Annotated in this window: 31 protein-coding genes; 7 read left to right on the forward strand and 24 right to left on the reverse strand. The window is 59.6% G+C overall.

The genetic code is table 11. The features are described from left to right. The 10 genes from DW180_RS10255 to DW180_RS06115 form a co-directional block, all read right to left on the reverse strand. Nucleotides 1-200, reverse strand: a 200-nt coding sequence (locus DW180_RS10255) for a hypothetical protein (protein WP_199569905.1), incomplete at its 3' end; no start/stop codon positions are given. 57 nt (nucleotides 201-257) lie between these two features. Continuing rightward, on the reverse strand, nucleotides 258-791 hold the full coding sequence (locus DW180_RS06075; protein ID WP_118237960.1) for a peptide ABC transporter substrate-binding protein: 534 nt from the start codon (nucleotides 789-791) through the stop codon (nucleotides 258-260). A 201-nt stretch (nucleotides 792-992) separates the two neighbouring features. Further along, on the reverse strand, nucleotides 993-1,781 hold the full coding sequence (locus tag DW180_RS06080; RefSeq protein WP_158570949.1) for an ATP-binding protein: 789 nt from the start codon (nucleotides 1,779-1,781) through the stop codon (nucleotides 993-995). Nucleotides 1,782-1,795: 14 nt separating this feature from the next. Continuing rightward, nucleotides 1,796-2,311: a hypothetical protein gene (locus DW180_RS06085; protein ID WP_118237964.1), complete on the reverse strand. Its 516-nt coding sequence runs from the start codon at nucleotides 2,309-2,311 to the stop codon at nucleotides 1,796-1,798. Nucleotides 2,312-2,316: 5 nt separating this feature from the next. Beyond that, on the reverse strand, nucleotides 2,317-2,565 hold the full coding sequence (locus DW180_RS06090; RefSeq protein ID WP_118237966.1) for an AlpA family transcriptional regulator: 249 nt from the start codon (nucleotides 2,563-2,565) through the stop codon (nucleotides 2,317-2,319). A 78-nt stretch (nucleotides 2,566-2,643) separates the two neighbouring features. Then, nucleotides 2,644-2,862, reverse strand: coding sequence for a helix-turn-helix domain-containing protein (locus DW180_RS06100; RefSeq protein ID WP_118237968.1), 219 nt, complete (start codon nucleotides 2,860-2,862; stop codon nucleotides 2,644-2,646). 826 nt (nucleotides 2,863-3,688) lie between these two features. Beyond that, nucleotides 3,689-3,967, reverse strand: a complete 279-nt coding sequence (locus DW180_RS10665) for an iron dependent repressor, metal binding and dimerization domain protein (RefSeq protein ID WP_199569907.1) — start codon at nucleotides 3,965-3,967, stop codon at nucleotides 3,689-3,691. Continuing rightward, entirely contained in the window at nucleotides 3,925-4,191 is a 267-nt protein-coding gene (locus DW180_RS10670) for a metal-dependent transcriptional regulator (RefSeq protein WP_369831525.1), read from the reverse strand. The genes DW180_RS10665 and DW180_RS10670 overlap by 43 nt, the downstream gene beginning before the upstream one ends. 6 nt (nucleotides 4,192-4,197) lie before the next feature. Then, nucleotides 4,198-4,836 carry a class I SAM-dependent methyltransferase gene (locus tag DW180_RS06110; protein ID WP_118237970.1) on the reverse strand — a complete coding sequence of 213 codons (639 nt, stop codon included), beginning with the start codon at nucleotides 4,834-4,836 and terminating at the stop codon, nucleotides 4,198-4,200. Nucleotides 4,837-4,909: 73 nt separating this feature from the next. Continuing rightward, the gene (locus DW180_RS06115; RefSeq protein WP_118237972.1) at nucleotides 4,910-5,500 is read right to left on the reverse strand and encodes a TetR/AcrR family transcriptional regulator; all 591 of its coding nucleotides are present in this window, start codon (nucleotides 5,498-5,500) and stop codon (nucleotides 4,910-4,912) included. A gap of 261 nt (nucleotides 5,501-5,761) precedes the next feature. On the opposite strand from DW180_RS06115, the gene DW180_RS06120 reads away from it, so the two are divergent. Together DW180_RS06120 and DW180_RS10260 are read left to right on the forward strand one after the other, a co-directional pair. Then, complete coding sequence (locus tag DW180_RS06120) at nucleotides 5,762-6,253, forward strand: DUF1294 domain-containing protein (RefSeq protein WP_199569910.1); 492 nt, start codon at nucleotides 5,762-5,764, stop codon at nucleotides 6,251-6,253. An 11-nt stretch (nucleotides 6,254-6,264) separates the two neighbouring features. Beyond that, complete coding sequence (locus DW180_RS10260) at nucleotides 6,265-6,804, forward strand: zinc ribbon domain-containing protein (protein ID WP_158570950.1); 540 nt, start codon at nucleotides 6,265-6,267, stop codon at nucleotides 6,802-6,804. 316 nt (nucleotides 6,805-7,120) lie between these two features. Here the strand turns inward: DW180_RS10260 and DW180_RS06130 are convergent, their stop codons facing one another. The 5 genes from DW180_RS06130 to DW180_RS06150 form a co-directional block, all read right to left on the reverse strand. After that, nucleotides 7,121-7,792, reverse strand: a complete 672-nt coding sequence (locus DW180_RS06130; RefSeq protein WP_118237976.1) for a DUF3800 domain-containing protein — start codon at nucleotides 7,790-7,792, stop codon at nucleotides 7,121-7,123. A gap of 229 nt (nucleotides 7,793-8,021) precedes the next feature. Further along, nucleotides 8,022-8,984, reverse strand: a complete 963-nt coding sequence (locus DW180_RS06135; RefSeq protein ID WP_118237978.1) for an Abi family protein — start codon at nucleotides 8,982-8,984, stop codon at nucleotides 8,022-8,024. Between the two features lie 624 nt (nucleotides 8,985-9,608). Beyond that, nucleotides 9,609-10,439, reverse strand: a complete 831-nt coding sequence (locus tag DW180_RS06140; protein ID WP_117583316.1) for a class I SAM-dependent methyltransferase — start codon at nucleotides 10,437-10,439, stop codon at nucleotides 9,609-9,611. Nucleotides 10,440-10,553: 114 nt separating this feature from the next. Next, nucleotides 10,554-11,159: a class I SAM-dependent methyltransferase gene (locus DW180_RS06145; RefSeq protein WP_117635924.1), complete on the reverse strand. Its 606-nt coding sequence runs from the start codon at nucleotides 11,157-11,159 to the stop codon at nucleotides 10,554-10,556. After that, the gene (locus DW180_RS06150) at nucleotides 11,146-11,775 is read right to left on the reverse strand and encodes a class I SAM-dependent methyltransferase (protein WP_117635928.1); all 630 of its coding nucleotides are present in this window, start codon (nucleotides 11,773-11,775) and stop codon (nucleotides 11,146-11,148) included. Before DW180_RS06150 ends, DW180_RS06145 begins: the two co-directional genes overlap by 14 nt. Nucleotides 11,776-12,339: 564 nt before the next feature. Between DW180_RS06150 and DW180_RS06155 the strand changes: the two genes are divergently transcribed. Further along, entirely contained in the window at nucleotides 12,340-12,789 is a 450-nt protein-coding gene (locus DW180_RS06155; protein WP_118226672.1) for a hypothetical protein, read from the forward strand. A 217-nt stretch (nucleotides 12,790-13,006) separates the two neighbouring features. Here the strand turns inward: DW180_RS06155 and DW180_RS06160 are convergent, their stop codons facing one another. From DW180_RS06160 to DW180_RS06185, 5 genes are all read right to left on the reverse strand, one after another. Continuing rightward, on the reverse strand, nucleotides 13,007-13,426 hold the full coding sequence (locus DW180_RS06160) for a YjdF family protein (protein WP_118237980.1): 420 nt from the start codon (nucleotides 13,424-13,426) through the stop codon (nucleotides 13,007-13,009). Between the two features lie 381 nt (nucleotides 13,427-13,807). Beyond that, nucleotides 13,808-14,056, reverse strand: a complete 249-nt coding sequence (locus DW180_RS06170) for a hypothetical protein (RefSeq protein WP_147357382.1) — start codon at nucleotides 14,054-14,056, stop codon at nucleotides 13,808-13,810. Between the two features lie 245 nt (nucleotides 14,057-14,301). Then, nucleotides 14,302-15,210, reverse strand: a complete 909-nt coding sequence (locus tag DW180_RS06175) for a radical SAM mobile pair protein B (protein ID WP_118237984.1) — start codon at nucleotides 15,208-15,210, stop codon at nucleotides 14,302-14,304. After that, nucleotides 15,198-15,887 carry a radical SAM mobile pair protein A gene (locus DW180_RS06180; RefSeq protein ID WP_055252677.1) on the reverse strand — a complete coding sequence of 230 codons (690 nt, stop codon included), beginning with the start codon at nucleotides 15,885-15,887 and terminating at the stop codon, nucleotides 15,198-15,200. Before DW180_RS06180 ends, DW180_RS06175 begins: the two co-directional genes overlap by 13 nt. Further along, nucleotides 15,884-16,084 carry a hypothetical protein gene (locus DW180_RS06185; RefSeq protein ID WP_117775997.1) on the reverse strand — a complete coding sequence of 67 codons (201 nt, stop codon included), beginning with the start codon at nucleotides 16,082-16,084 and terminating at the stop codon, nucleotides 15,884-15,886. Before DW180_RS06185 ends, DW180_RS06180 begins: the two co-directional genes overlap by 4 nt. 143 nt (nucleotides 16,085-16,227) lie before the next feature. On the opposite strand from DW180_RS06185, the gene DW180_RS06190 reads away from it, so the two are divergent. Beyond that, nucleotides 16,228-16,788, forward strand: a complete 561-nt coding sequence (locus DW180_RS06190; RefSeq protein WP_117636933.1) for a TetR/AcrR family transcriptional regulator — start codon at nucleotides 16,228-16,230, stop codon at nucleotides 16,786-16,788. Between the two features lie 83 nt (nucleotides 16,789-16,871). Here the strand turns inward: DW180_RS06190 and DW180_RS06195 are convergent, their stop codons facing one another. From DW180_RS06195 to DW180_RS06205, 3 genes are read right to left on the reverse strand one after another with little or no spacing between them, the layout of a single operon-like run. Further along, nucleotides 16,872-17,720, reverse strand: a complete 849-nt coding sequence (locus tag DW180_RS06195) for an NAD-dependent protein deacetylase, SIR2 family (protein ID WP_118237986.1) — start codon at nucleotides 17,718-17,720, stop codon at nucleotides 16,872-16,874. After that, a complete protein-coding gene (locus DW180_RS10500; protein ID WP_118237988.1) occupies nucleotides 17,708-18,406 on the reverse strand; it encodes a hypothetical protein in 699 nt (232 codons plus the stop codon). The genes DW180_RS06195 and DW180_RS10500 overlap by 13 nt, the downstream gene beginning before the upstream one ends. Before the next feature lie 3 nt (nucleotides 18,407-18,409). Beyond that, nucleotides 18,410-19,375 carry a hypothetical protein gene (locus tag DW180_RS06205; RefSeq protein WP_199569913.1) on the reverse strand — a complete coding sequence of 322 codons (966 nt, stop codon included), beginning with the start codon at nucleotides 19,373-19,375 and terminating at the stop codon, nucleotides 18,410-18,412. 143 nt (nucleotides 19,376-19,518) lie between these two features. On the opposite strand from DW180_RS06205, the gene DW180_RS06210 reads away from it, so the two are divergent. The 3 genes from DW180_RS06210 to DW180_RS06220 all read left to right on the forward strand — a co-directional run bounded on the left by DW180_RS06210 (nucleotide 19,519) and on the right by DW180_RS06220 (nucleotide 22,278). Further along, on the forward strand, nucleotides 19,519-20,079 hold the full coding sequence (locus tag DW180_RS06210; protein ID WP_118237989.1) for a TetR/AcrR family transcriptional regulator: 561 nt from the start codon (nucleotides 19,519-19,521) through the stop codon (nucleotides 20,077-20,079). Between the two features lie 198 nt (nucleotides 20,080-20,277). After that, the gene (locus DW180_RS06215; RefSeq protein WP_118237991.1) at nucleotides 20,278-20,808 is read left to right on the forward strand and encodes a flavodoxin family protein; all 531 of its coding nucleotides are present in this window, start codon (nucleotides 20,278-20,280) and stop codon (nucleotides 20,806-20,808) included. Nucleotides 20,809-20,988: 180 nt separating this feature from the next. Continuing rightward, entirely contained in the window at nucleotides 20,989-22,278 is a 1,290-nt protein-coding gene (locus tag DW180_RS06220; protein WP_118237993.1) for an ATP-binding protein, read from the forward strand. A gap of 99 nt (nucleotides 22,279-22,377) precedes the next feature. On the opposite strand, the gene DW180_RS06225 is transcribed toward DW180_RS06220, so the two are convergent. Beyond that, on the reverse strand, nucleotides 22,378-24,618 hold the full coding sequence (locus DW180_RS06225; protein ID WP_118237995.1) for a DNA gyrase subunit A: 2,241 nt from the start codon (nucleotides 24,616-24,618) through the stop codon (nucleotides 22,378-22,380). Nucleotides 24,619-24,620 lie beyond the last annotated feature (2 nt).

Consider the following 24,620-nt stretch of genomic DNA (forward strand, 5'->3'; position numbering starts at 1 on the left):
CTGAGCTTCGCGTAGGTCGGCACGCCCTCGGCCGCGATGGCCTCGGCGCGCCCGCCGGCGATGGTCCCGCGGATTCCCGCGAGGCGCTCCGAGAGCTCCCTCGCGCTGCGCGCCATGGCCTCGGCGCCGGCCTCCTGGCCGATCCTCAGCATCCAGTCGAGCAGCTTGCCGCCCGCCTCGTCCCCGTAGTCGCTCGCCATCCCGCGCCTCCCTTCCAGTCGAGATGAAAAAGGGGCGCCTTCGCGCCCCGGTCGTCCCTATTCGGCCCCGACGGCCCTCTCGCGCGCCATTGGGGCGCGGGCTTCCTGCCCGGCGTGCGCGCGGCTCGCCTCGCGGGCGGACGCGGCGCGCTGCGCCAGCGGCTCGGGCGCCTTCTCGTGCAGATGGGCCCACTCGCCGCTGCGGCACTGCTCCGGCGTCGCCTCGCACATGTCGCGCATGGCGCGCTCGAACCGCTCGGGCTCCTGGGCGATGGCGCCGAAGCTCCAGCTCTCGAAGCCGGTCCACGCGTCGCCGTCGCGCTTGAGCGTCCACCACTCGTCGCCGCCGTTCACCTGCTGGATGAACGCGAGGTCGCGGTAGCAGAACCCCTGGCGTATGGCCCAGTTGCCCGAGCCGAGCGCCTCGCGGAGCCTGTCGACGCTGTCCGTGCGGGAGAACTCGTAGGGGTACTCCTCGAGGAACGGGTCGTCCTGCCAGTCGAAGCCGCCGACCTTGAGCCAGCCGTTCTCCTGGCACTTTTCCACGAGCTCTTCGTGCTCGCGGCCGGTTATCCTCTCGAAGCCGTCCATGGGCCCTCCGCCTTTCGTTTGTTGCTTGGCGGGCGGCGTCCTCGCGATGGGGGCACGGTGCGAGTCGGAGCAGGCGTGCGTGCTGGCGCGCCGGCGCCGCCCAAGACGTGTATAGCGATTTCGATTGCGGCGGCGACTGGGGCCGCCCGCGATGGGTCGAGCTGGGTCGAGCCGTCCGCGCCTCCACGGGAAGCGCACAAGCTAGCCGCGCCGGCGCCTGTCCCTTCCGCCGAGGTAGACGGGCCTGCAGGTCTGGGAGATCCTGCTCGCGATCGCCTCTGCCGTTACGCGCTCGCCGCGCCTTGCGAGCCTGTCCGCCAGCGCGCCCGGCGCGTAGTTCGACGTGACGATGGTCGGGCGCATGTCCTCGTAGCGCGCGTCGAGCACGCTGAACACGGTGCCGACGGACCATTCCGTCGCGTCCTCCTTGCCGAGGTCGTCGAGCACGAGGACGTCGCACTTGGCGTACCGCGCGACGGCGGCCTCGGTGCCGCCCTCGTCGAACGTGGCCTTCACGCGCTCGAGCATGCCCTTGGCCGTCGTGAAGGCGACGTCGTAGCCGGCCTCGGCGAACAGCCTGGCCATGGCGGAGGCGGCGTGCGTCTTGCCGGCGCCGACGCCCCCGTGTATGTAGAGCCCGGCGCCCCCGTTGCCCGCGAACGAGGCGATGTACTCGGCGAACTCGGGGCGGTCGGCCTCGGCGGCCCAGTAGCGCCTGGGGATGCCCGCGCGCGAGAGCGCCTTCTCCCGGCGGGCGGCCTCCTCCTTGGCGGCGAGGGCCGCGCGCCTTCGCTCCTCGGCCTCCCGCTCGCTGGCCGCGCCCTCGCACGGACAGGGGGCGGCGGAGACCCAGGCGACCTTTCCCGCCAGCGCCGCGCCGAGCGGATCGAGGGCGGCGCCGCAGTGCGGGCACGTCCTCGGCTCCGGCTCGTCGAAGGAGAGCCCGGCCGCCCGGGCCTGCTCCAGGGTGATGAGTCCCGCTCGGTCCATCGGGCGCCCCTTCCTTATCTTCTGAAGTCCTTGTTGTCCCTTTTTGATATTGGGTGGCATATCGTCAGGGGTTTGCCTGACATCTCGTCAGGGGTTCGGGCTGCGGACCCTGACGGTTCGTCACCCTTGTTCGCGGCGAACCCTGTCATTTCGTCACCCTTTCGCGCCGGGAACCCTGACGAACCGTCAGGGGTTGCCAGCGCTCCGGGCGGCAGCCTCTCGCGCACGATGCGGTACCGCTTGGTGGCGTGCCCGCGCGCCGGGGCGTGCACGCCGCATTCCTCGATGAGGCCCCGGTCGAGCAGGTCGCGGATGGCGCGGTGGGCGCTGCGCTCCTGCACGTTGAGGAAGCGGGCCAGGCCGCCCTTGCTCTCGAAGTAGTCGCACCCGGCGTCGCAGAAGCCGAAGATGCGCGCGTAGACGAGCAGGGGGAGCCCCGAGAGGCCCAGGTCCGCCATCATGAAGTGCCGTACCGCCGTGAACTCGCGCGGGGAGGGGCCGTCGCGCCCCCTCGGGCCTGCGGTCGCCATCGGCGCTAGGCCCTTCTGGGCGAGCCGACGACGCTGTTTCGCTCGACCCATGCGACGAGCTCGTCGTGCAGCACGATGCCGTCGCGCGTCTTGCCGCCGATGTAGCGGATCGGGAACGGGTCGTCGGGGTCCTTGGCGAGCCGGTACATGGCGTCGCGGCTGATGCGCAGCATCGCGCACGCCTCGTCGGCGCCGAATATCGCGTTGGTCGATGCGATGAGCCTCACCTGGCTCCTGCTAATGCTCTTGGTCATGGTCGTCCTCGAGCTCCTTTCGTCTCGAGGCTTTCTCGCATGCCCGGCCGCGGGCGGCTCCCGGGGCGGTCGCCGCCGTCATTTCCTGCCGCTCCTCGACTCGATGTAGGCGTCCACTGACGCCCTCGACACCAGGAGCTTCCTTCCGAGCCTGTACGAGTCGATCTCCCCCGACCAGATGAGGTCGTACGCCTTGTTTCGGCTCGCCCTCATGTACTCCTGCATCTCGATTACCGTCATCCATTCGCCGCGATCTTGGTTGCCCTCGGGCGCGGCGCATTCGGCTGTGCGTGCCATGGTTCCTCCAATCTTCCCGTGCGGCACCGCGCGGGGACACCGCACGACACCGTGTGCCTTTTCGTCTGCGCGACGATTGAACCGCCTGATGTCGATTGATGGGCACGGCGCGAGCGGAGATGGGTCGAGGTGGATCGAGCTGGTCGTGCCTTCACGAAACGGCCATGAGCCGCGCTTCTTGGCTCTCAGCTAAGTCCCTGAAAAGTAAAAAGGCGCCCATGCGGGCGCCTGCCTAGGATCGAAGATTGTTCGGTTGTGGTCGGAATGCTCGTCTTCCGCGGTGCTGTCGTCCGGGGTCCGGCATCTGTCGTTCGCCTCTTCTGTCGTGTTTGATGTTGCGTGTTCTGCGAGCGACCTTGCACAGGTTTTTCAGCCCGTTGCCCCAGGTGCACCCGGGTAAATGGTACCCATCCGTTGGGACATGGCCTACTGAAAGAGCCGATTGCGCGACAAGGGGATAGACGAGCGGTAACGCTCATTGTCTACTCCTTGTTAGGCCTTCCAGGTTTTAGCACGTAGTAGCAAGGAATATGGTCCTGTCGGTGATGCGCTCTCATTCCGGATGCTAGAGGCAGGCAGCTTAATCATTGACTGATACCCCATGGCAAACGGGCATGGGTCGAACAAGCCTGAAACGACTCGAACGGAACCGAACGGAACCGACGCGAACCGAAAAACCTGCAAGCCGACGAGAGTCAATGATGGCGGGAGACTTGCAGGTGCCGTCGAAAATCGACGAAACTCAAACGAAACTCACCCGGAAAAACGAAACTCAAGAATGACGGTTGCCCCTGGTGGAGAGCCTGGAAGCGTCATTCTCGCAAACTCACGAAAACGGATTGGTTTCGCAACCACTCCTCCCGAGTAGCGACGGGGGGTTTGCAGGCGTTTCGTCGTTCTCGACCGTCTTTCCAAGAGAACGATTCCGTCTAAAGTGAGAGGAGAGTTTCTCGAATGAGTCGGCTGAGACGCAGTGCTCAAGGCGGCAGGCCTCCCTGGACGCTTCGTCGACGTCTACCCCAGCCTCACGCAGCAGCTTCTCGAAAAACTGATACCTTTCGGTCAGCTCCTCAGCAATCCTCCGCCCTTCAGCGGTGAGGCGCACACGTGTTCCGCTATCTTGACAAGGCCCGCCTTCGATAGCTTCACGAGCGCCTTGGACACGCTCGCCCTCGAGAAGTTCAAGTGTCTCGATATGTCGACATTACGACATCGACTATGCGATGAGCGGATTTCCAGAATCGCCTTGAGGTAGTTCTCGGTGGATTCGCACGACTGGGACCGTTTGCTCCAAGAGCAGGGGGTCTCCTTCTCTTCCATCTTGGGCATAAGGGGCTAGTCTTTTCGCGTTATAGCCACGCAGGACGTGAGGCCGATTCGCCGCCAGCTTACGCTGCCGAACCACTTTCCGAGGATCTCCCGCATCTCGCCTTCGGAGTAGATGCGCACATCCCCTTCGGAGGAGAGCGGCATCCACGCGTTCATGACAGCGCGCGCAGGAGACGGCTGCCAGACATCACCAACGACGAAGGTGCCGCCCGGGCGCAGCGCACGCCACACTTGGAATGTTGCCAGCACCGGGTCGGGATAATGGTGGAACGAGTCGTTGCAATACGCTACATCGAAAGAGTTGTCATGGAATGGCAGGTGCTCCGCATCGCCGACGACTGCCTCCGCGCGCCGGCCGAAGCGCTCGGTAGCCAGCTCGACCATGTTCGCGGACAGGTCGACGCCCACGAGGGTGCAGCTTGGGATCTCGTCGAGGACGATTCCGGCAAGCGCGCCGGTACCGCATCCTAGGTCGAGCACGCGAGGCGAGGGGATATTTTGGCACGCCCTGGCGACTTCGTCCGCCACGATACGGTAGAGCGCCCGCGCATGGTTTCCCTGCATTCCGGTGTCATAGGTCCCAGCTTGGACGTCGAATGCCGCCCTCGACCGCGCCTTCATCTCATCTGCCTTTTCCTTATCCATGTCTCTCTCTTTCGTTGAGCAATGTTCAATACTAATCGTCAAGAAAAGCCCCAACCGGAATTGGGGCGGTTCTCTAATCCGTTTTCTCGCCCGACCTGAACTCGGCGACGAGGGCGGTGAAGTAGCGCTTGATGACTTCTACAGCATTCTCGTCAGGCATATCAGGGCCTGACACAAGCCCGATGCACCCGTATGTCATAAGGGAGGCAAGTCCGTCCGCGTCCCTTGGCGGCATGCCCCGGTGCAGCGCGTCGAGCTCGAGCGCCGACCGCAGATGAGGCTTCACCGCCTCGCACATGCCGAGCGAGAGCCTGTCGTGGAGCGCGCCATTTCCCTCGGCATGGAAGTAATCGGCATAGTCGAATGCGTCGGGGTCGGATCCCACCTCGATTGCGCGGTCGAGCTTCTCGTCGAGCGAGAGGCTCCGGTCGTCCAGAATCGCGATGATGCCCTCGGAGCAACGCCGCGAATACTCCTCGATGGCGGCGTCGAACATGTTCTGCTTCGAGTCGAAGTAGTGGTAAGCAAGTCCCGGTGCCACGCCCGCCGCCCGCGCCACAGCCCTTACCGAGACGTTGTCGTAGCCCTCGTCGGCGAACAGACGCATCGCCGTGACGAGCAGCTCCCGCTTGCGTTCTTCCGGGCTTTTGACCGTCCTGGGCATACCTTCCACCTCCCAGGCGTCATACTAGACTATAATTGAACATTGGTCAATAATTGGTTTTGAAAGCTGGGCACGATTGGACAACGATGCGCAGGCCCTCACCCGTGCAGAGTCTATGTGACAGCATGAATCTGATTCAGATTCAGATTCAGATTCAGATTCAGATTCATCTACCTTGCGGGCATTAACGCCCTCACGTTCATTCTCTTCTCGATCGACTACGCGATAGCCCGTTACAACCAGGACGAGGATACCGGCCTCATGGACGGCAGGATCTTGACCCTGTTCGCCGTAGCAGGCGGCGCCCTGGGGATGCTCCTTGCCCTTATGCTCTTCACCGGGAACCACATGAACAAGCGCAACATCGCCTGGTGGTTCAGTGCCATAGTATTCTTGATTGTGTGGGTGCTTGCCGTGCTCGTTTGGGCCGGCGTCATCGTCGTCGATCTGGAGCCGGGCGCTTCGTTCAACGCGTCCGTCGTCGTCGCTTTCGGTGCATACCTTCTCGCCGTCAACGTCATCACGTTCGCCGTTTTCTGCCTGGACAAGAAGAGGGCGATTGACCGCGGAAGCAGGTTCCCCGAAGCCACATTGCTTGGTCTCTCGCTCGCGGGAGGGGCCCTTGGCGGTATCGTTGGGATGCGCGTCGCCCACCATGAGACCTCCAAGTGGTATTTCGCGGCGGGGCTGCCCGCCTTCGTCATCCTGCACATCGCGCTGTTTCTTCTTGCCCACGGCGCCGGGCTTGTTTAGGGGGACCCTGAATGGAAGCTCTGGCCAACATGCTGATGACCCTATTTCCCGCTTTCGCTTTTCTCGGCATCGTATTGTTCGCATGCGATAGGCAGGATAAGCGGAAGATCGAGCTCGAGAAGGTCAAGGCAAAAGCCGAGTGGGACCGCGCGAGCGAGTGTTTCAGGGACGATGTGACCCAGGAGGGGTTCGAGGGGATCGTCGAGGCTGTGGGTCGATCCGTGAAAAGGCTCGAGGTCCTTTCCGTGGACGGGCGCAAGGCTTACGGGACCGTCGCCTCGCTCAGCGGCATCAGTTCGTGGAAGTTCGTGATCGACTTCGACTACGAGGGCCACCTTACGAGCGACTACACCGTGGCGAGCTCTAGCGACGACTCGGGCATAGCCGAACGCGTGGCAGGCCTGATCGCCAAGGGGATTAGGACCTGGACGCCGACGGACCGCATAGTGCGCGCGGCTTTCTGCCCCTATTGCGGTGCCAAGGCGACCGGTGGCGCAGCGTTCTGCTCTTCCTGCGGAGCCAAGCTGCCGCACGTGCCGAAGAGGCCGTAGCTGGGTTTGCCCGGGGTATCTGACGGCGGGGCGAGCTAGGCGTCTCCTAAGAAGCGCTCCCATTGGGGGCGCTTCTCAGGTTCTTGGGTTTCTTCCTTTGGGGCCATTTCCTTTTCGCGCTTCCGACGATCGCTGCGGCATCTTCGGCGGTTATCTCCTCGAGCTAAAACAGGGCAGAATCGCTTTCGCTATTCCGCCCCGCAAACCCGAGGGTTTCCAACTGGAGCCTATTTTGCAGCTAAGTGACACTTAGCAACCCTCCGCGCGTGACAGACTCCATTGTCGGTAAACGCTCCGCCAAGGGCCGATCGCCTCTCTAGACGAGCTTCTTGCGCGTCTCCTTCAGTATGCCCTTCTTGAAATCGGACCATTTGCCGAAGAATTTCTCGTCCGTCGCGGTGGCCGCATGCTCCGCGTATTTGATCGCCGCGAGCTCCATGGTGCAGATGTAGTCCGCCGCCTGCGAAAGCCGGTACTCGGAGGGCTGCGCCGAGCGGTAGACGACGGCGTCCTTCGACAGCGCGTACTCGACCGCGCGATGGAGGGACTCGGCGATGGAGTGCTGGCCGTTGTCGTAGTAGACCTTGACCATATCGAAGGATTGCAGCTCCGCGAGGTTGTCGAACAGGAAGTTCACGAGGTCTCTCCGCATCGTCCCCGCGAGCTTGTCGAGCGAGGCGAACTGTTTGGTCGCGTATGCGAAGGTATGGTACTTCACGGGCATGTGGCGGAAGAAGACTCGGAACGAGCCGAGCAGCATCTTGCGCGTTCTCAGATCGAGTCCGGAGTACTGGTCCTTGCCGTTCATGAGCGGCGACGCATGGAAGGGTATGTCCGGGAGCCCCTTGGCGCGAAGGGCGCCCTCATATGCCGCGATCGAATCCGCGATGCTCTCGGATTGGTCGTGCATGACGACGGTAAGCAGGTAGTGGCGGTCGGAGAGGCCGTCGCTTCCCGACTCGTCGACGAAGATGCTGAGTTCTCGCATTGTTCTCCTGGATAAGAAAAAAGCCGGGGAAAACGTCCCCGGCACTTGGAAGCCTTCCTAACGGAAAACCAATTACCTTATATCATGTACTGCCTGAAAATTCAAGGGAGCTCGAAGCGTTAATTGACCCCGGTATCACCCGTCTCCTATAGCGAGTGAATATAAAAATAGGGCAGAGTCGCTTGCGCAAGTCCGCCCCTAAAACCGTGAAGGTTTTGCTATCTGCAGGCTATTCTACCAACCCGAGCGATTCTGTCAACCTGCGAAGGAACTCGAGCGCGGAGCGAGCTGCGGCGTCGGGCCCCTTGTCGGGCAGCGCCTCGGTTTCGCCGTCGGCCCTGGCGAACATCTCGGCGAGCTCGGATGCGGCGCGCGAGCGCGAGGAGCCCTCGGGTACCAAGCCGGAGTGCGCCACGAGCACGGTCGCGACCTCCTGCATGGCCGTGTTCCCCATCCACTTCCTCCTGGTCGCCTTGGGAATTCCCACGGCGGCGACCCTTCGGGAGACGCCGCTGGACGCCGAGCCCCGGGCGGCGCCCCTCTCGGCGAAGCAGTTGATCAGGCACGAGCCGTGCGCGGCGCAGTTGCGGACGGACTTCACGCGCTTGAGGTCGTAGTGGGAGGCCTCGAGGCGCCTGTCGCCCCATCGCCTGGCGCAGAAGCGCACGAAGTCGATGAGGGTGCCGAACGAGGTGAGCTCAAGGAAGGCCCAGGCGGGCATGTCGCCGGAGTACTTCGCGTAGAGGCTCGAGCTGTAGGGGCTGCGGCCGCTCATCTTGAGCTCGCGCAGGCGGTACTCCCTGTTTGCAGTGGTAAGCGATGCCATGTAGTCGGCCACGATGGCGTAGCCGTCCTCTCCGCGGCCCTCCATCTCGCGAAGCAGTGTCACCTTCTGGAAATGCTCGATGTCGAGCGTCATGCCGAGCAGGGCGTGGCGCAGCTCCTGGTCGAGCGCCGCGAGCAGGCGCAGCTGGCCGAAGTCGAGGTCTACGTAGCGGCCGTCGCGCGGGCCTCCCTCGTATTTCGAGAAGAGTTTGCGGTAGGATGCGAGCTTGAAGAAGTTGCACTTGTCACGCAGGTAGTCCGCGGCCTCTTCCTCGGAACACAGCTCGAAGGCTACGCCCTTCTGCTTGAGGTGCTCTATCTGCTGCTCGATCGTGAGGATCGGCTTCCTATCGTGGGGTTCGGCCATGCTCGGTCTCCTGTCATTGATTTGAGAATCCTATTCTACCAGCATGTTTGCCCTGAATCCTGAAGGCCCGTTCGCCAACTCATAAGCAAGCCACCTGAGACTACTCACTTTGTTCACGAATGGCGAAGACCTGCGACCTGGGGTTTTGCAAATGGCGCGCAAGCCACCCGCGTTAATTCACTTGCGATTGCAGCTGGCGGCTTGCAGGCAAAAGGGCGGTTGAGTTTCAAAACGGGCGTTTTCGGCGCCATCGAGCCTCCAAAGGCGACCCGCCGCGCACTTTGGGACAAAAATAAAAACTCAAAGCCCTGAGTTCGAAAAAAGTATTTGAAGTTGTCCCGACTTTTGTCCCCGAAGCCGACGAAGCGCGACATGGCGTTACCTGGCGGCACTCGATTCGAGACGGCACCGAAAACTGGATGCAACTGGAATGACGGGACATCAGAACTGCTGCCATCGAGTGGGAATAGAACAGACGTTCGATAAAAAAATATACTATAAGATAGCGGGCACGGTTTCAATCGAATTCGTGTCCGCTGCTGTATGTGTGTCCTTGCACGCCCAATATGTGCCGTAAAAGCCGTCTTCTTCAACGTCAAAGTGAATGGGCTTCATTTTTGCCTTTTAAAATCTAATTTTCACGATTTGCATTTTCATCCCGTTGTCACCGACCCTTGCGAGAAACCGGAAAAAGCCGCTGACAGAAGGGTCTCTCAAATCGTTGTAACCCAGCATATAGCCGCGACTTGTGACCTGCAGACGGCTGTTCCACGTGCCGATTTCCTTGGCGGCATCCGAAACCGCAAAATATGCCCCCACATCCTTGATTTTTGCAGTCTTAAGCCATGTTTTTGCGATCATCTTTACTGCCGTCCGATTGGCAGCATCAAAGACCAGCACACCGCCGGGGAAAGCGTCCGCCATCCCCCGCACCAGTTCCCGGACCTGCTGGGTCAGAAAGTAATAGAACACTCCGGAGGCAAAGAACACCGCCCCGCCGGAGGCATCGATTTTGCCAAACCATGCGGTGTCTTTCAGGTCGCAGGGGATATTTTGTTCTCGATCCCCGGCGGGCAGCAGCTGCTGCCGCAAGGCAATCACATCCGGGAAGTCCAGATTGTAGATCTTGCATCTACCGTTGTCGCAGGTTCTGCCGGTGTTGTCCAGCCCGCAGCCCAGATTGACCACCGCCGCATTGGGGTGGTCTTTCAGGTAATCCCGCACCTCGAAAGCAAGATCACCCTGCCGCATGGCCACCTCCAGCGCACCAAAGCGCTGCATCAGGCTGCGGGAGTTTTTCTCTGCCTCTGAAAAGTCGTAGTCGATCTGGCCGAGCAGACGAACCGCTGTTTCATCCTTGTAAAGGTTCGGGTACAACTCCGTACACAGCTTCCGGGAATACAGCGGGAGGATCAGCGTCTCCTGCACGGTGTTTTTCTCAATTTTACATTTCATAGGTTTCTTCCTCAGTGAATAAAAACTGTCATAATTGCCGCCAGCACAGCCGCTATGACCGGCATGCCTAACTCATGTGCAGGATGGATGCAAAAATGCCCGTGCTTGATGCCCTTACTTCCGCGCCGTGATGCAGAGCCACTTTTTCTTTTTGCGTATCTGCACCTCGTGAAAACCCGCCTGCTCCAGATACGCCTTTAATTCAATGTCCTTGTAGATGGTCATGCCGCCGATGATCTGCGTCCACCTCTCGTCCTTGTCCGTATCGCCATTGCTCTCGTTGCAGATGAGAATTGTCCCGCCTGGCTTCAGCGTCCGCCAGACCTCACGGAGGCATCGGGGCAAATCAGGCCAAAAATAGACGGTCTCAAAGGCCGTGGCGGCATCGAAGTAGCTATCCTCAAACACCATATCCGCCACACTGCCTTGCAGAACGGCGCAACGCCCCTCCTGAATTGCAATTCGGTTGAGCTTTCTAGTCTTCTCCACGCTGACGGGCGAATAGTCGACGCCCTTGACGACGCCATGCGGGCATTTTTTCAGCAGCCGTTTTATATTCGCCCCGCCGCCGCAGCCGCAATCCAGCACCTTGGCATTTGGCGCAAGTCGTAGAAATCGAAGTCCCCACCGCGCCACAGGGCTGTGGCCCAGGTTCATCATGGCAACCATAAGTTTTCCGCCGAGGCCCACGGGCTTGCGGGTGTTTTCAAAGAACGACATCTGGCCCCTCCGATTTCGTGCATTCCGCATAGGTCAACGGGAACGAGGCCTTCAGCACCGCGCTTTTCCGCACCGCCCAGCCGTTTTGACGCAGGAAACGCAGGTATTCCTCGCTTGTCCACCCGCTGTGGAGGGGGAATCCCGCCATACTCATGAAAAAGGCTTTTGCCTTGCCGGAAACCGAGTTCCCCGCGTGGGTGAAGGTTGGCGCGATGAGCACGCCGTCGTCCTTCAGCACCCGCCTGATTTCTTGCAGGGCCTTTTCCGGATGCGGCACTATGTGAAGTGCGTTGGACACGATCACCACTTCGAAGGACTTCTGTGCATAGGGCAGGCGGAACATATCTTGTACGGAAAAGTGCAGCTTTGCGGATTGATTGTCCCGCTTTGCTTCAAGGATCATCTTTGCAGAGGCGTCCGTAGCCTCGATGCGCGCCGCCGCATCCACGACGCTCTTTGCGATGAGCCCCGTGCCGGTGGCAACCTCCAGCACGGTCTTTGCTTTCACCACCGGCCGGATCAGCCCATACATCTTCTCATACGCCGCCCGGTCGTTTCGCATGAAACGGTCGTACCGACCAGCATTCCTGTCCCAGAAGTCCTTGCGTTCGTGCATGGCCATCGCCCCCAAACAGTTAGAGCCATCTAACTATAACACACGAATCATGCAGTAAGATGAGGCTAACCTTCTTTTCTTGGCTAAGACGCATCTCTTCGGTTTTCGCTTATAACGGCGCGAATCAGATACTAGGCTGGAGCTGAAGAAAGAGCTCGGCGGACAGGTAGGTCGATACCGGTTCCCGGAACGGTGATCCAGCCAATTACACCAGGGCCCTAGTCATTGAGTGGGAATAGAAAATTCCTTAGTTATGGGGGTATAAATTTGATTTCCTTTAGGATACCCCCCCCATAACTATATGAATTGACCTGCTGACTCCAATGAAGATTGGAGGGCAACTGCCAGGGGTGACGGCCCAGCGAGTGTTATTTTGCGAGCTATGCGCGTTGAAAGCGACCTTTCGTGGCATAAACTACTTGCCGGAAGCCGCGGCTTTCAGAGTACGGCTTACGTGTACGTTTAACCTCCGTGGGCGACGGGGTGCCGCAAGGCGTAGAATATCGCCCACCTGTAGGGGCCCGCAGCGATGCGGGCCCCACTTCGTATGAAGAGGCGCAACCGGTGAAGGTCGTATCCATCTCCCAGGACTTCTTTGACCTCGTCGAGGGCGACCGCGAGCTCATGCTTAAGCACAATCTCCCCTGCATCGTGGTGGTGAGGCTGCGTTTCCGCGGGAAGCGCAGGGACTTCGCCGTGCCGCTGCATTCCAACATCGCCCCCAACGTGCCCAAAGACCAGTACTTTGCGTTGCCACCCCGCCCCACGACGAGCCCCGGCTGTCGCCACGGCATCCACTACATCAAGATGTTCCCCATAACCAAGTCCTACCAGCGCCGCTTCAGGACCGAGGGCTCGGCCTACTACGAGACGCTCCAGCGCATCATCGACGGCAACATCAAGCGCATTGTCTCCGAGTGTCAGGCGTACCTCGACCGCTACGAGCGCGAGGGAAGGCCCCGCTTCGCCGTCGACATCGACCGCATCGTGGGCCTGCTGGAGGGCGAGAAGTAGGGCACTTCGGCTCAGTCTCGAGCCATGTGGAGTCGCTCCGCATTTTTGAACGCCGCGTGTGCGTCCCAAATACTTGAGAAACTTGAGAAACAAGCTGTGAAGTGCAGTGGCTCGCCCGTGCCCGTGCATAGCCGTCACCATTAGCGTCTACGCGGCGTCGGCTTCAAGTGGAACTGGCCCCACTGCTGTATATGGTTTGCCTTGCTGCACATGGCGATCAATGCCCGCGATGCTTCTGCTTGCGCTTCAGCTTTCGCTGCTCGAAGCGCGCCTCCGCCTCATCCGCGCGACGCTGGCTTCTTGCTTGAGCCGACTCCCGCTTCATCGCTTCCCGCTGTGCTGCGAGCGCCTGTTGTGCCTTGGTGCTCACCGCGGGCCGCTTAAGGGCTTTCGCTGCCTCGCGAGCGCGTCGCTTGGGATTCTTCGCGGGCTTGCTTGTTTCCGTGGCCTCGTCACCGAAGAACGCGAGCTTCGCCCATTTGCTTGTAACGAATTGCAGGATTTCCTCATCGGACGGTTCCGCGCCGAAGACGATGCGGGCGGCGCCGTATCTGCCGTCCTCGACATGCTCCGCCAGCCCGACCCAGAATTGGCCGTCATGATATACGGTCAGGGTGGATGACACGCTGATCTGCATGGTTGGTTCCTCCTTTATGTAGATGACCATGCAGAGAAGGGACAACCAAGGAGGCAGGTTACTGATGCGGACTCCCGCACGCCCACGACTACCCGACGGGGACTGTGTTTTCATCTCTGGTGCCCGCATTGTAGCACGCGTGAATTCGCATTGACCTCGCTGCCGGCATGTTGTGAGTGGTCGAGGGTTTTACCAGGAATGGGGAAAGCCGGCACAGGAGCTACGCCCGGGGCGATGTGGTCAACATCGCCCCGGGGGTGAAGCATTGGCACGGGGCCGTGCCCGACGGCTGGTTCTCCCATCTCGCGCTGGAGGTTCCGGGCGAGGAGACCTCCAGCGAGTGGTTGGAGCCTGTGAACGACGAGGAATATCTCAAAGCGACTAACAAGGAGGCTTAAATACCTTCGCCGTCCGCGCCGCCGAGAGCAGTGCGCCCAAATCGGCCTGGATCGCCTCCGCCTTGCTTCCAAGCTGCAGCGGGGCCGAGTCGCCCGAGATGTTTACGCTCAGCAGGTGCGCATCCGGCAGCTTCGCGGTCATGCTCCAGAACGGGGGCGTGATGATGCCGGGGGTCATCTCGCCCACGCCGAGCTCCAGCAGCAGCACGCGGCCAGCTCCACGCTCGTGCACGAAGCGCTCGTATCGTCCGAGGCCCTCGCGCCATGCCGCACCCTGCAGAAACGTGTCGTCGCGCACCCACGGTACAAGATACTGGTTTTCCGTGCGAAAACGCTCATGCCGCTAAATTGAGCGACCGCCTGTACTGCAGCGGGATCATCCGCCCGAGCGATCCCTTAATCCGTCGCCCGTTGCGCCAATCGGCAGAAGCCACGCGTGGACGCTAATCGCTCGAGCGAATCGTCGTCGGTTTCCGTTTAACGATTTCTTTTTCCGCTATTATCTGACCCTCGGACTTCCTCGTGATAGAAGTAGTCCACGATCACCGGATGCCCCTGGGGGACTCTGCCATAAGGCATTTCGTTGTCCACAAAGGGGCAATCGTACTTCTTGGCCATTTCTTCGGCTTTTACTTCAAGCGCTTCAAAATAGCTACGGTTGCGCTTGTTATAGATCTCATCGTAAAGCGGTACGAGATTGGGATGTTTCTCGGCGATATAATCCAGGATCGCTTTTTTGAAACCACCCCGAAGATTGAGATTTTCGAGCCAAAACAAATCGCACCGATCTTTTACTTGCTCAAAAATCATCTCAAAATCCGTGATGCCGGGAAATACCGGGGACACGAAGCAGACCGTACGGATACCTTCGTCATACACCTGCTTCATAGCAGCGATACGACGCTCGATGCTCGACGCGGAGTCCATATCGTTCTTGAAGTTCTCATCCAGCGTGTTGATCGACCATGAAACGGTCACTCGTCCAAGCCTCTTCAGCAGATCGATATCCCGTACCACAAGATCGGACTTTGTGCAGATCAGAATATCTGCATCGCTGCCAATCAGCTGCTCCAGGAGTTTCCTGGTATTCCCGAATCGCTCCTCCTGTGGATTGTAGCCATCCGTCACAGAACCGATAACCACCCGCTGTCCAGCGTATTTCTTCGGATTCTTGATTTCCGGCCAATGCTTCACATCAAGAAAGGTGCCCCATTCCTCCTTGTGTCCGGTAAAGCGCTTCATAAAGGAGGCATAGCAATACTTGCAGGCATGCGTGCAGCCCACATAGGGATTGACCGAGTAGCCGCCTACCGGCAGGCTGGACTTGGTCATGATGTTCTTTGCTTCCACCTCATTGATGAGGATTCCATCAATCACTTCCGCCATGTTCTCTGCACCTCCAGCACTCTTTCGAATTCTTCCGGCAATTCCTGAATCATGTTTTCGTCCCCTATGACAGAGACGAGGTCTTCCTTCATAAACATTGGAATGCCAAGCGCGTGAGCCTGGTCCGTCAAAGACCATGCCCACTCCGGTTCCGTATGAACCTTCCTGCTCTGCGCCCCGGTCATGGTACCGACGACGATCCAGTTGATTCCGGAAAGGTCGACCGTACCGGGATCGTCGAATAGCGGCTCAAAAGTAACGAAGAAGTGATTTGCTTTGACGTTTTTCCGAAGGGCGTCGATACGCCACAGCTCCGCTTTCCTCGTCACCGTAACGCCGAACCATGCGTTTTCCAGGTCGGTATCTAAATCCAGCAAATCGGGTCTCTTGGTCAGGAACAAGAACTGATGCTGTGGATTCTCATGGATCTTTGCAAATACCTCGTCTCGCCATTCCAGCTTCCACCCGGAGAGATCGCTCATGCCGGTAAGGAGAAAGTTCTGCGGGCGTTTCTTTTCCATCATCTTGAGCTTGCTCGGGAAGAACGCAGGATCAGCGAAGTCGTCAATCATATGCCAACGTTTCACATTGTTACGGGCATAGCAATATGGACACCCCACCGTGCAGCCGATGACGATATTCATATTCTGAATCTGATTTTTGATGCAGATGCTCATAACGCCTGCCTACCTGCCTCTCCCGTAAACACGCAATCAGCCTCCCCCACCTTGCGGGCAAAAACCTCGATATCTTGCTTGCAAGCAGCAGGCTCGCAATCGCTCAAATCGTATGACGTGCCGCCGTTTCGATAGACGGCCCGATGGGAAAACGATCGGCTGACAAGCCCGATGCCGAGCTTCTCGCACAGGGTCATCCGTGCTCCCTTTCAGCTATAAAAAACAGGTGTCTATAAACAGTATCCTTGTTGATTTTCGCAGGGGCAATGAACAAACGCGTGCACCTGTCGATAAACGAACAGCTACTGGACATTGTCAAACGACTCAGATTGGAGAGGCGATGGGAGAAACCAAGATCGACCGCCGGCGGCGCTACACCCTCTCGGTCATACAGGAGGCGTTCTTCGCGCTGCTGGCCGAGGTCGGCTTCGCGAAGATGACGGTGGCGGACATCTGCCGCCGCGCCGAGATCAACCGGGGAACGTTCTATCTGCATTACGAGGATAAGTACGCGCTGCTCGATGCGCTTATCGACGAGGCATTGGCAGCGGCTCCCCCGCTTGAGGGGGTTGAATCGGCAACGCTTTGCCAGCGTCCGCCGGCAGACGACGATTATCGCCTGCTTTATTCGGACAGCGACGCATACGCTCGCGTAGCCCAGCGCGTCATAGAACGCGGAGCGGAGCAGATGGTTCCCTGGGTCATGGAGAAAACAGGGCTTTCACGCGAAGACGCTTTCCTGCTCTTCGTCCACAACGTCCAGGGCAATCTGGCCGTCAACCGCCTGCTCGGCTGGAGACGAGGCCCCGAGTTCGCCCATGCCCAGGAGCTGCTCAACGCCTATTCCGAAGGGGGCTTACTGGCGGTATCCGCTCTTCGCGATTCCGATAACCCATCGTGACCTGCGATTCAGGAATACCAGCCTCCGAGCCCTCTCGTTCGGAGGCTGCGGCTAAAACCTCATTGCGCGTCTACCGCTCCGCGTTACTCGCCACCTGCCCGCGCCACCGAGAGCAGGGCGCCCAAATCGGCCTGGATCGCCCCTGCCTTGCTTCCAAGCTGCAGCGGAGCCGAGCCGCCCGAGATGTTTACGCTCAGCAGGTGCGCATCCGGCAGCTTCGCGGTCATGCTCCAGAACGGGAGCGTGATGATGCCGGGGGTCATCTCGCCCACGCCGAGCTCCAGCAACAGCACGCGGCGATCGCTGCGCTCGCGCACGAAGCGCTCGTATCGTCCGAGGCTCTCGCGCCATGCCGCACCCTGCAGAAACGTGTCGTCGCGCACCCACGGCACAAGCTGCCAGCCGCAGTGCGGGCATCGGGGGACATCCTCGCTGCGGATCTCGAACCCCGCCATGCCCGCGAGCATGCGCTCGACGTAGGGGCTCGCCTCGAAGAGCTCGTCGCAGCATGGCTGCTTGCATTGAAGGTGCGCGAAGCTTCCCTGATAGTTGCAGATCCTCTCGGTGGGAAACGTCTTCTCGACTTGGGTGTCCACATTGGTGCTCAGGATGAAGTAGTCCTTATGGCCGATGAGGGACCGTAGGTCGAGATAGGGCTGCGAGGTCGGCTCGCGCAGCATGAAGTCGATGTATCGCGCATAGTATGCCCATTGCTGCTCGAGGCTGGGGTAGAGGTGGTAGAAGCCGTCGAAAAGGCTCTTGAAGCCAAAGGCTTGCTGCCAGTCCGCCATTCCTGCGCGCGCCATGCCCGCGCGGTTGTAATGGTTGAACCCGGCGGCGCTCGACATGCCCGAGCCGATGCCGACGATGATGGCGTCGGCATCGTCGATAAGGCTTCGAAGCCTACGCGCTTCTCTTTCTAGGGGTGGCATCGGGCGATCTCCTCGAAAGCCGGGGCCATATCGCCGTCAACGAGAATCGTCTCGCACGAAGCGTCGGGCGCCATGGCCTGGCCGTAGTTGAACACGATGTAGGTGGCGTGCTCGCAGGCGTTCGCGATCTGGGCGAGCATGCGCTTTATGACGCCGTTGTGCAGTCCCACGCCAAGTTCGAGGATGGCGACCCTGCCGTTGCGATGGGCTTGCACAAGACGCGCGAGCTCGTCGAGCTGGGTCATGGCGAGGGTGTCTGGATGGGCGAGGCGCCGCTCGTCAACCGACGTGCGCGTGCTCCCCTCAGTCTCGAGCACGCGCTCCTCGTCGAACCCGGCGCGCGCGAAGTGCCCGTCGATGTTGCATGTGACCACGAAGGTGTCGGCGTGCTCCGTAAGACGCCGCAGCCCGTTCATGAGCGAGCCGGGCTCATATTCGAGATACTCCTTTTGATGGAACCGCTCGGCCCATCGGCGTCGCACGCTGGCATCCGGGGAAGCGAGCCCCTGCAGTATGCAGCCGATGCCGTCTGCCTGGGCGAGGCCCCCGTACGCCTCTTGGAAATGAGCATCGGCGCAGAAAAGGTTGAGCCCCTCTGCTATGTCCAGTCCGTTGCTAGCGCCGATGATGACAAGATCCGCTTCGGCTAGCGCCCTGCCTATGCGAACTGCTTTCGCCGTCTCCATGCGCTACCTCCTCAGCGTCTTGCGCACGTCGGCAAGCACGTCGGCGATGTCGGCGCGAACGGCGAGCCCCCGATCCTCGATCGCGCGGGGGAGAAACTGCGTCTTGTTGTTTACGGCGATGTAGCTGGCCTGCGGTAACTGCGCCGTGAGGGCCCAGAACGGCTCCTGGATAAACGCGGGCGTCATGCGGCCCACACCCAGCTCGAGGAAGAGGATCCTCTGCCGTGCGTGCGCGTCGAGCCATTCGGACACCTTGCGGTACTGCTCCTCGTAGAGTTCGCCCTGCAGGAAGTTGCCGTAGCCGCGAACCCAGGGGAACGCCTCTGCCCCGCAGTGCGGGCAGCGCGGCACGAGCTCTGTCGGAACCTCAAGGCCGTCTCCCATGGCCTCTACCATGTTGGAGACCGGCTCGACCGCATCCCACACCGCGTCGGTGCAACAGCGGGAGCACTGAAAGAAGCGGTGGTCGCCTTGGATCTCTGCCACTTTCTCCCAGGGATAGAGCTTCACAAACTGCGTGTCCTGGTTGGTGGTGAGCACGAAGAAATCCTTCTCGGCGAGAATGGCGTCGAGGTCCTTGTAGGGCTTGCGCAGCGGGGCGTTGAGCGTGGTGTCGAGGAAGGTGGCGAGGTATCCCCAGCGCGCCTCGGCGGTGGGCCAGCGGTAGAACGACCCCTCGAAAGCGCCCTTGAAACCGTAACGCTCGGCGAATTTGCCGAAATGCTTGCGATAGGTTGCGTTGTCCTCGTAATAGAAGTCGCCGCCGCCCGCCGCGGAGAGCCCAGAGGCCCCGCCCACCAGCACGCAATCGGCTTCCTCGATCATGCGGGCGAAGTCCCTGATTTGCTGGTCGTAGGGCTCGGGCTCGCGGTCACTCAGCTCATAGGGCGTGCCGCCGCTGCGGTAGGCGGCATGAAGGGAAAACGATCGGTTGGTGAGCTCGATAACGAGCTGCTCGTACAGGGTCACTGGATACCTTCTTTCAGCTATTATAAACAGGTGTCTATAAAAAGTATCCATGTCGATTTGCTTAAGAGCAATGAACAGCTTCGGCCTGTTGTCGATAAACGAGCGTTTGCCGGGCATTGTCGAGCGTTGCAATTGGAGGGGTAATGGAAGCGGGGAAGATCGATCGTCGCCGACGCTATACACTCTCGGTCATACGGGAGGCGTTCTTCGCGCTGCTGGCCGAGGTCGGCTTCGCGAAGATGACGGTGGCGGACATCTGCCGCCGCGCCGAGATCAACCGGGGAACGTTCTATCTGCGTTACGAGGACAAGTACGCGCTGCTCGACGCGCTTATCGATGAGGCATTGGCGGCGGTGCCGCCGCTCGAGGGAACGGAGGCGGGCGCCCTCTGCCAGCGTCCGCCGGCAAACGATGACTATTATCTGCTCTACTCGGATGACGACGCGTACGCCCGGGTGGCACAGCGCGTCGTCGAGCGCGGCGCCGAGCAGATGGTTCCCTCGATCATGGAGGAGACTGGGCTTTCGCGCGAGGACGCCTATCTGCTCTTTGTCCACAACGTCCAGGGAAATCTCGCGGTCAACCGCCTGCTCGGTTGGAGGCGAGGGCCCGAGTTTGCCCACGCTCAGGAGCTGCTCAGCGCCTATTCCGAAGGGGGCATGCGGGCGGTATCGGCTCGTCACGATCCTCGTAGCTCGTCTTGACCGCATGTCATTTCAGGTAGGTGGCGTTGCTATGGGCCCTCTTTGATTTTCGACGTTGTATAAGGCAATCGCAATCGTCTTGAGCTTCTTTAGGGAACTTGAACAAGAGATATGGCCTGCTGGCGATTGATTAACACCATTCGTTTTGGTTACAAGAAAGCATGCTGCGCGCCTGCAGCATGAGGGAGAGGGAATCCTATGAATATCGTTGTATTGAGCGGCAGCCCGCGTAAGGGCGCCAATACCGATACCATGGTCGAGGTGTTTGCCGAGACCGCGCGTGAGGGCGGTAATGCGGTTGAGGTCGTCCGCGTTGCCAGCAAGAAGATCGCCGGCTGCTTGGGATGCCAGTACTGCTTTGCCCATGAGGGCACCTGTGTGCAGAAGGACGACATGGCCGACGTGATCGAGTCACTGATAGACGCCGACATGGTTGTCTTCGCTTCGCCCATCTACTGGTTCGATATCACCGCGCAGGAGAAAGCCGCCATCGACCGCCTGTACGCCTTCGGTGCCACGGGTTTCCCGTTCACCAAGACGGCCCTTTTGCTCGATAGCCACAGCGAGGGTGTCTATGATGCGGCGATCGCTATGTACAAGTCAACCTGCGCGTACTGCAAGTGGGAGGACCAGGGCATTGTCACCATCAGCGGTATGACCGAGCGCGACAGCATGGCCTCTTCGTCCAAGCTGGAAGAGGTGCGAGAGCTCGCTCGCAAGCTGGCCTAAGGACAAGAAGAACGCATGGCAATCAGCGTTGGTGGAAATGCTTGCTATCCTTACCAAGAGATAGGGGCGCATTCCCTCAAGCGCCGTATAGAACAATTTTTAAACGCAGAAAAATAACTGAAAACAAATTAATCAGCGTTAAAATATTGTCAAACAGAAGTTCATGAGGGAAGGTTGCGTATGCGTCGCAAGGCAGACGAGCTCCTTAGGGAATGGCGAGACAGAGCTGATAGAAAACCTTTGCTGGTCAAAGGCGTGCGCCAGTGTGGCAAGACCTATTTGCTCAGAACGTACGCCCAGGATCTTTTCGAATCGGTTGTCTACGTTAATCTTGAGAACGACCGGTCGGCGCGAGCGGATTTTTCGGGCGGTCTTGACCCTCATTCGATTGTGCGCGCGATCGAGGCTCGTACGGGACAGCGTATCGTGCCTGGCAAAACCTTACTGTTCATTGACGAGATCCAGGCATGCGAGGAAGCGCTCACTTCCCTTAAATACTTTTGCGAAGATGCTCCCGAGTATTACGTTGCGGCTGCTGGGTCGCTTCTTGGGGTTGCCATTAACCATCAGTCGTATTCGTTCCCCGTCGGAAAGACCGACTTGATCGAAATGACTCCACTCGATTTCGAGGAGTTTCTCTGGGCAATGGGGCACGATCAGCTGGTCGACGAGATACGCTCGTCATTCGAGTTAATGGGTCCTCTTGCGCCAAGCCTTCATGAAAAGGCGCTTAGGCTCTATCGACAGTATCTTGTTGTTGGCGGAATGCCCGAGGCGGTCCAAACGTATATCGATGATCAGTCAATCATTGATGTGGCCGAAAAGCATCGGATTATTCTCGACGGATATTCCGCCGACACCAATAAATATGCTGATGAACGCTTGAGCGCAAAGACGCGTGCGTGCTTCGATTCCATTCCACAGCAGCTTGCCAAAGAGAATCGCAAATTTCAATACAAGGTAGTGCGAGCGGGGGGCAATGCGTCTCTCTTTGGAGATGCTCTCGACTGGCTTGTATTGTCGGGTACGGTGGCGCGCTGCACCCTAGTCGGGCAGATCGAAAGCCCTTTAGAGGCCTTCGTTAACCCTTCTGCTTTTAAAATCTATCAGGCGGATACAGGGCTGCTCGTCTCCAAGGCCGGTGCTCAACGCGCCGATATTCTTGCCGGCATCGGCGGCACATTCATGGGTGCACTTACCGAAAACTACGTCGCCCAACAGCTTTCAGCCATGGGCTATCCGCTGCATTATTGGGCGCGAGATAATCGTGCGGAAATCGACTTTGTAGTAGAGAAGCAGGGATGCTTGTCTGCGATTGAAGTCAAGGCGGTAGAGAACACAAGATCTCGAAGCCTGTCCTCACTTAAAAAGACCCATCCGGGCGTACGCCTTATCAGGCTATCGACTAAGCCCTTTGGAATGAATGATGGGCTTATGTCTGTTCCACTTTATGCGGCATTTTGTCTATAGGGATGATGCTGGTGTAATGCATGGAGCCCAGGGCGCAGCGTTTACTGCGCTCCGGGCCCCGCTGCTTTGTACAACCATGACGGTTTAGTCGCCGTTGTTTTAGTCAAACAAACTCGGCATGTCATTTTCCTTCATGAGGGCGCCGGCGGAGGGCAGGCTCTGCGCGGTGAACTTCTCGGCCGAGACGCCGGCGCCAAGAATCTCCTCGGTCGTGCCGACGGTGGTGACCGAGCGGCCCTTCTTGGCCGTAAAGGCCTGGACGCCCTGCGTGTTGGTGGTCGTCTTGGTCTTGAGCAACGACGTGTTGAAGTTCATCAGACGGTAGTCGCTCGAGACCAGCGCGAGGTCACGGTCCTCCTTGAGCACCTGCGCATACAGCAGCTTGCTGCCGCCGTAGATGGCGTTCTTAAGGCGCTTGCGGTTGGTCTTGGTGACGTATCCGGCAAGCGCGACGCGCACCACGCGGCCGTTCTCAAAGACAAAGAGAACGTCGGCCTTGTAGTCCTCAGGGTCGATAACCCAGATCACGCTCTCATCGGGTTCCATCTCAAGATCGGTCGGCAGGTACGAGCCCAGCTGGGCCGACTTGGTATCCTCAAACGCCGCGACCTTGCACTTGTATACCTGGCTCTTGCTGGTAAAGACCAGCAGTTCGTGCGTATTGGCGGACGGGAACTCGATAAAGGGTTTGTCGCCGTCCTTGTACTTGAGCGTGGTCGCCTTCTTGAGCACGCGGTCCGTCATCTTCTTAAGGTAGCCATCGTGCGAGAGCATGATGGTGACCGGGTACTCCTCGACTTCGGGCTCCAAGCTTACCTCGATAACCTCATGGGGCTCGATCCTGCCCGTGCGGCGCGGCATCACGTACTTCTTGTTGACCGCGGCCAGCTCGTCGCTGATGACCTTCTTGATGTTGTCCTCGCTCGAGAGGATCTCCTCGAGTTCGGCGATCTCACCCTCGAGCTTGGCGATGTCCTTGGTGCGGTTGAGGATGTACTCCTCGTTGATGTTGCGGAGCTTAAGCTCGGCAACAAACTCGGCCTGGGTCTCGTCGATATCGAAGCCGCGCATAAGGTTGGGCACGACCTCGGCTTCGAGCTTGGTGCCGCGGATGATGGCGATGGCCTTGTCGATGTCGAGCAGAATTGCCTCAAGGCCGTGCAGCAGGTGCAGGCGCTCGGACTTTTTGCCCAGGTCAAAGTTAATGCGGCGACGCGTGGACTCAATACGCCACTTGACCCACTCGTGCAGAATCTGGCGCACGCCCATAACACGGGGATAGCCGTCGACGAGCACGTTGAAGTTGCACGAGAACGAATCCTGCAGCGTGGTCGAGCGATAGAGCTTGGCCATGAGCTTGTCGGGGTCGACACCGCGCTTAAGGTCGATGGCGATACGCAGACCCGAAAGGTCGGTTTCATCGCGGATGTCTGCGATCTCCTTGACCTTGCCCTCCTTGGAGAGCTTGACGATGCGCTCGATGATGACATCGGTCTTGGTGGTGTAGGGGATCTCGTAGACCTCGATGATGCGCTCTTCGGGAATCCAGCGCCAGCGGGAGCGAATCTGGAAGCTGCCCAGGCCGGTCTCGACGATCTTCTCAATCTCCTCGCGGCGGTAGATGATCTCGCCGCCGGTCGAGAAGTCGGGCATGGGCATGTACTCGAGCAGATCGCAGTCGGGGTCCTTGAGGTAGTGCATCGTGGCGGTACAGACCTCGTTGAGGTTGAAACCGCAGATGTCGGACGCCATGGCGACGCCGATGCCCTTATTGGCCGAGACGAGGATGTTGGGGAACGTAGTGGGCAACAGGCGCGGCTCCTTCATGGCGCCGTCGTAGCTGTCGACGAAGTCGACCGGGTCCTTATCGATGTCCTTGAAGATCTCGGCGCTGATGGGGGAGAGCTTGGCCTCGGTGTAACGCGAGGCGGCGTAGCTCAGGTCGCCCGAATAATACTTGCCAAAGTTGCCCTTCGACTCCACGAAGGGGGCGAGCAGTGCCTCGTTGCCGGTTGCCAGGCGCACCATCGTCTCGTAGATTGCGGCATCGCCGTGCGGGTTGAGCTTCATGGTCTGGCCCACGATGTTGGCGCTCTTCTGGCGCTCACCCTTGAGCAGACCCATCTTGTACATGGTGTAGAGCAGCTTGCGGTGCGAGGGCTTAAAGCCGTCGATCTCGGGGAATGCACGCGAGACGTTGACGCTCATGGCGTAGGGCATGTAGTTGACCTCGAGCGTCTGCGTGATCGGCTGATCGGTGACCTCGGAGTGCAGGCCGATGACGTTCTCGGCGTTGACCTGCTTTTTCTTTGGCTGGTTCTTCGTCTTCTTCTTTGCCACGA

It is taken from the genome of Collinsella sp. AM16-21 (genome assembly GCF_003471905.1).
In the GTDB taxonomy this organism is placed as follows: Bacteria; Actinomycetota; Coriobacteriia; order Coriobacteriales; family Coriobacteriaceae; genus Collinsella.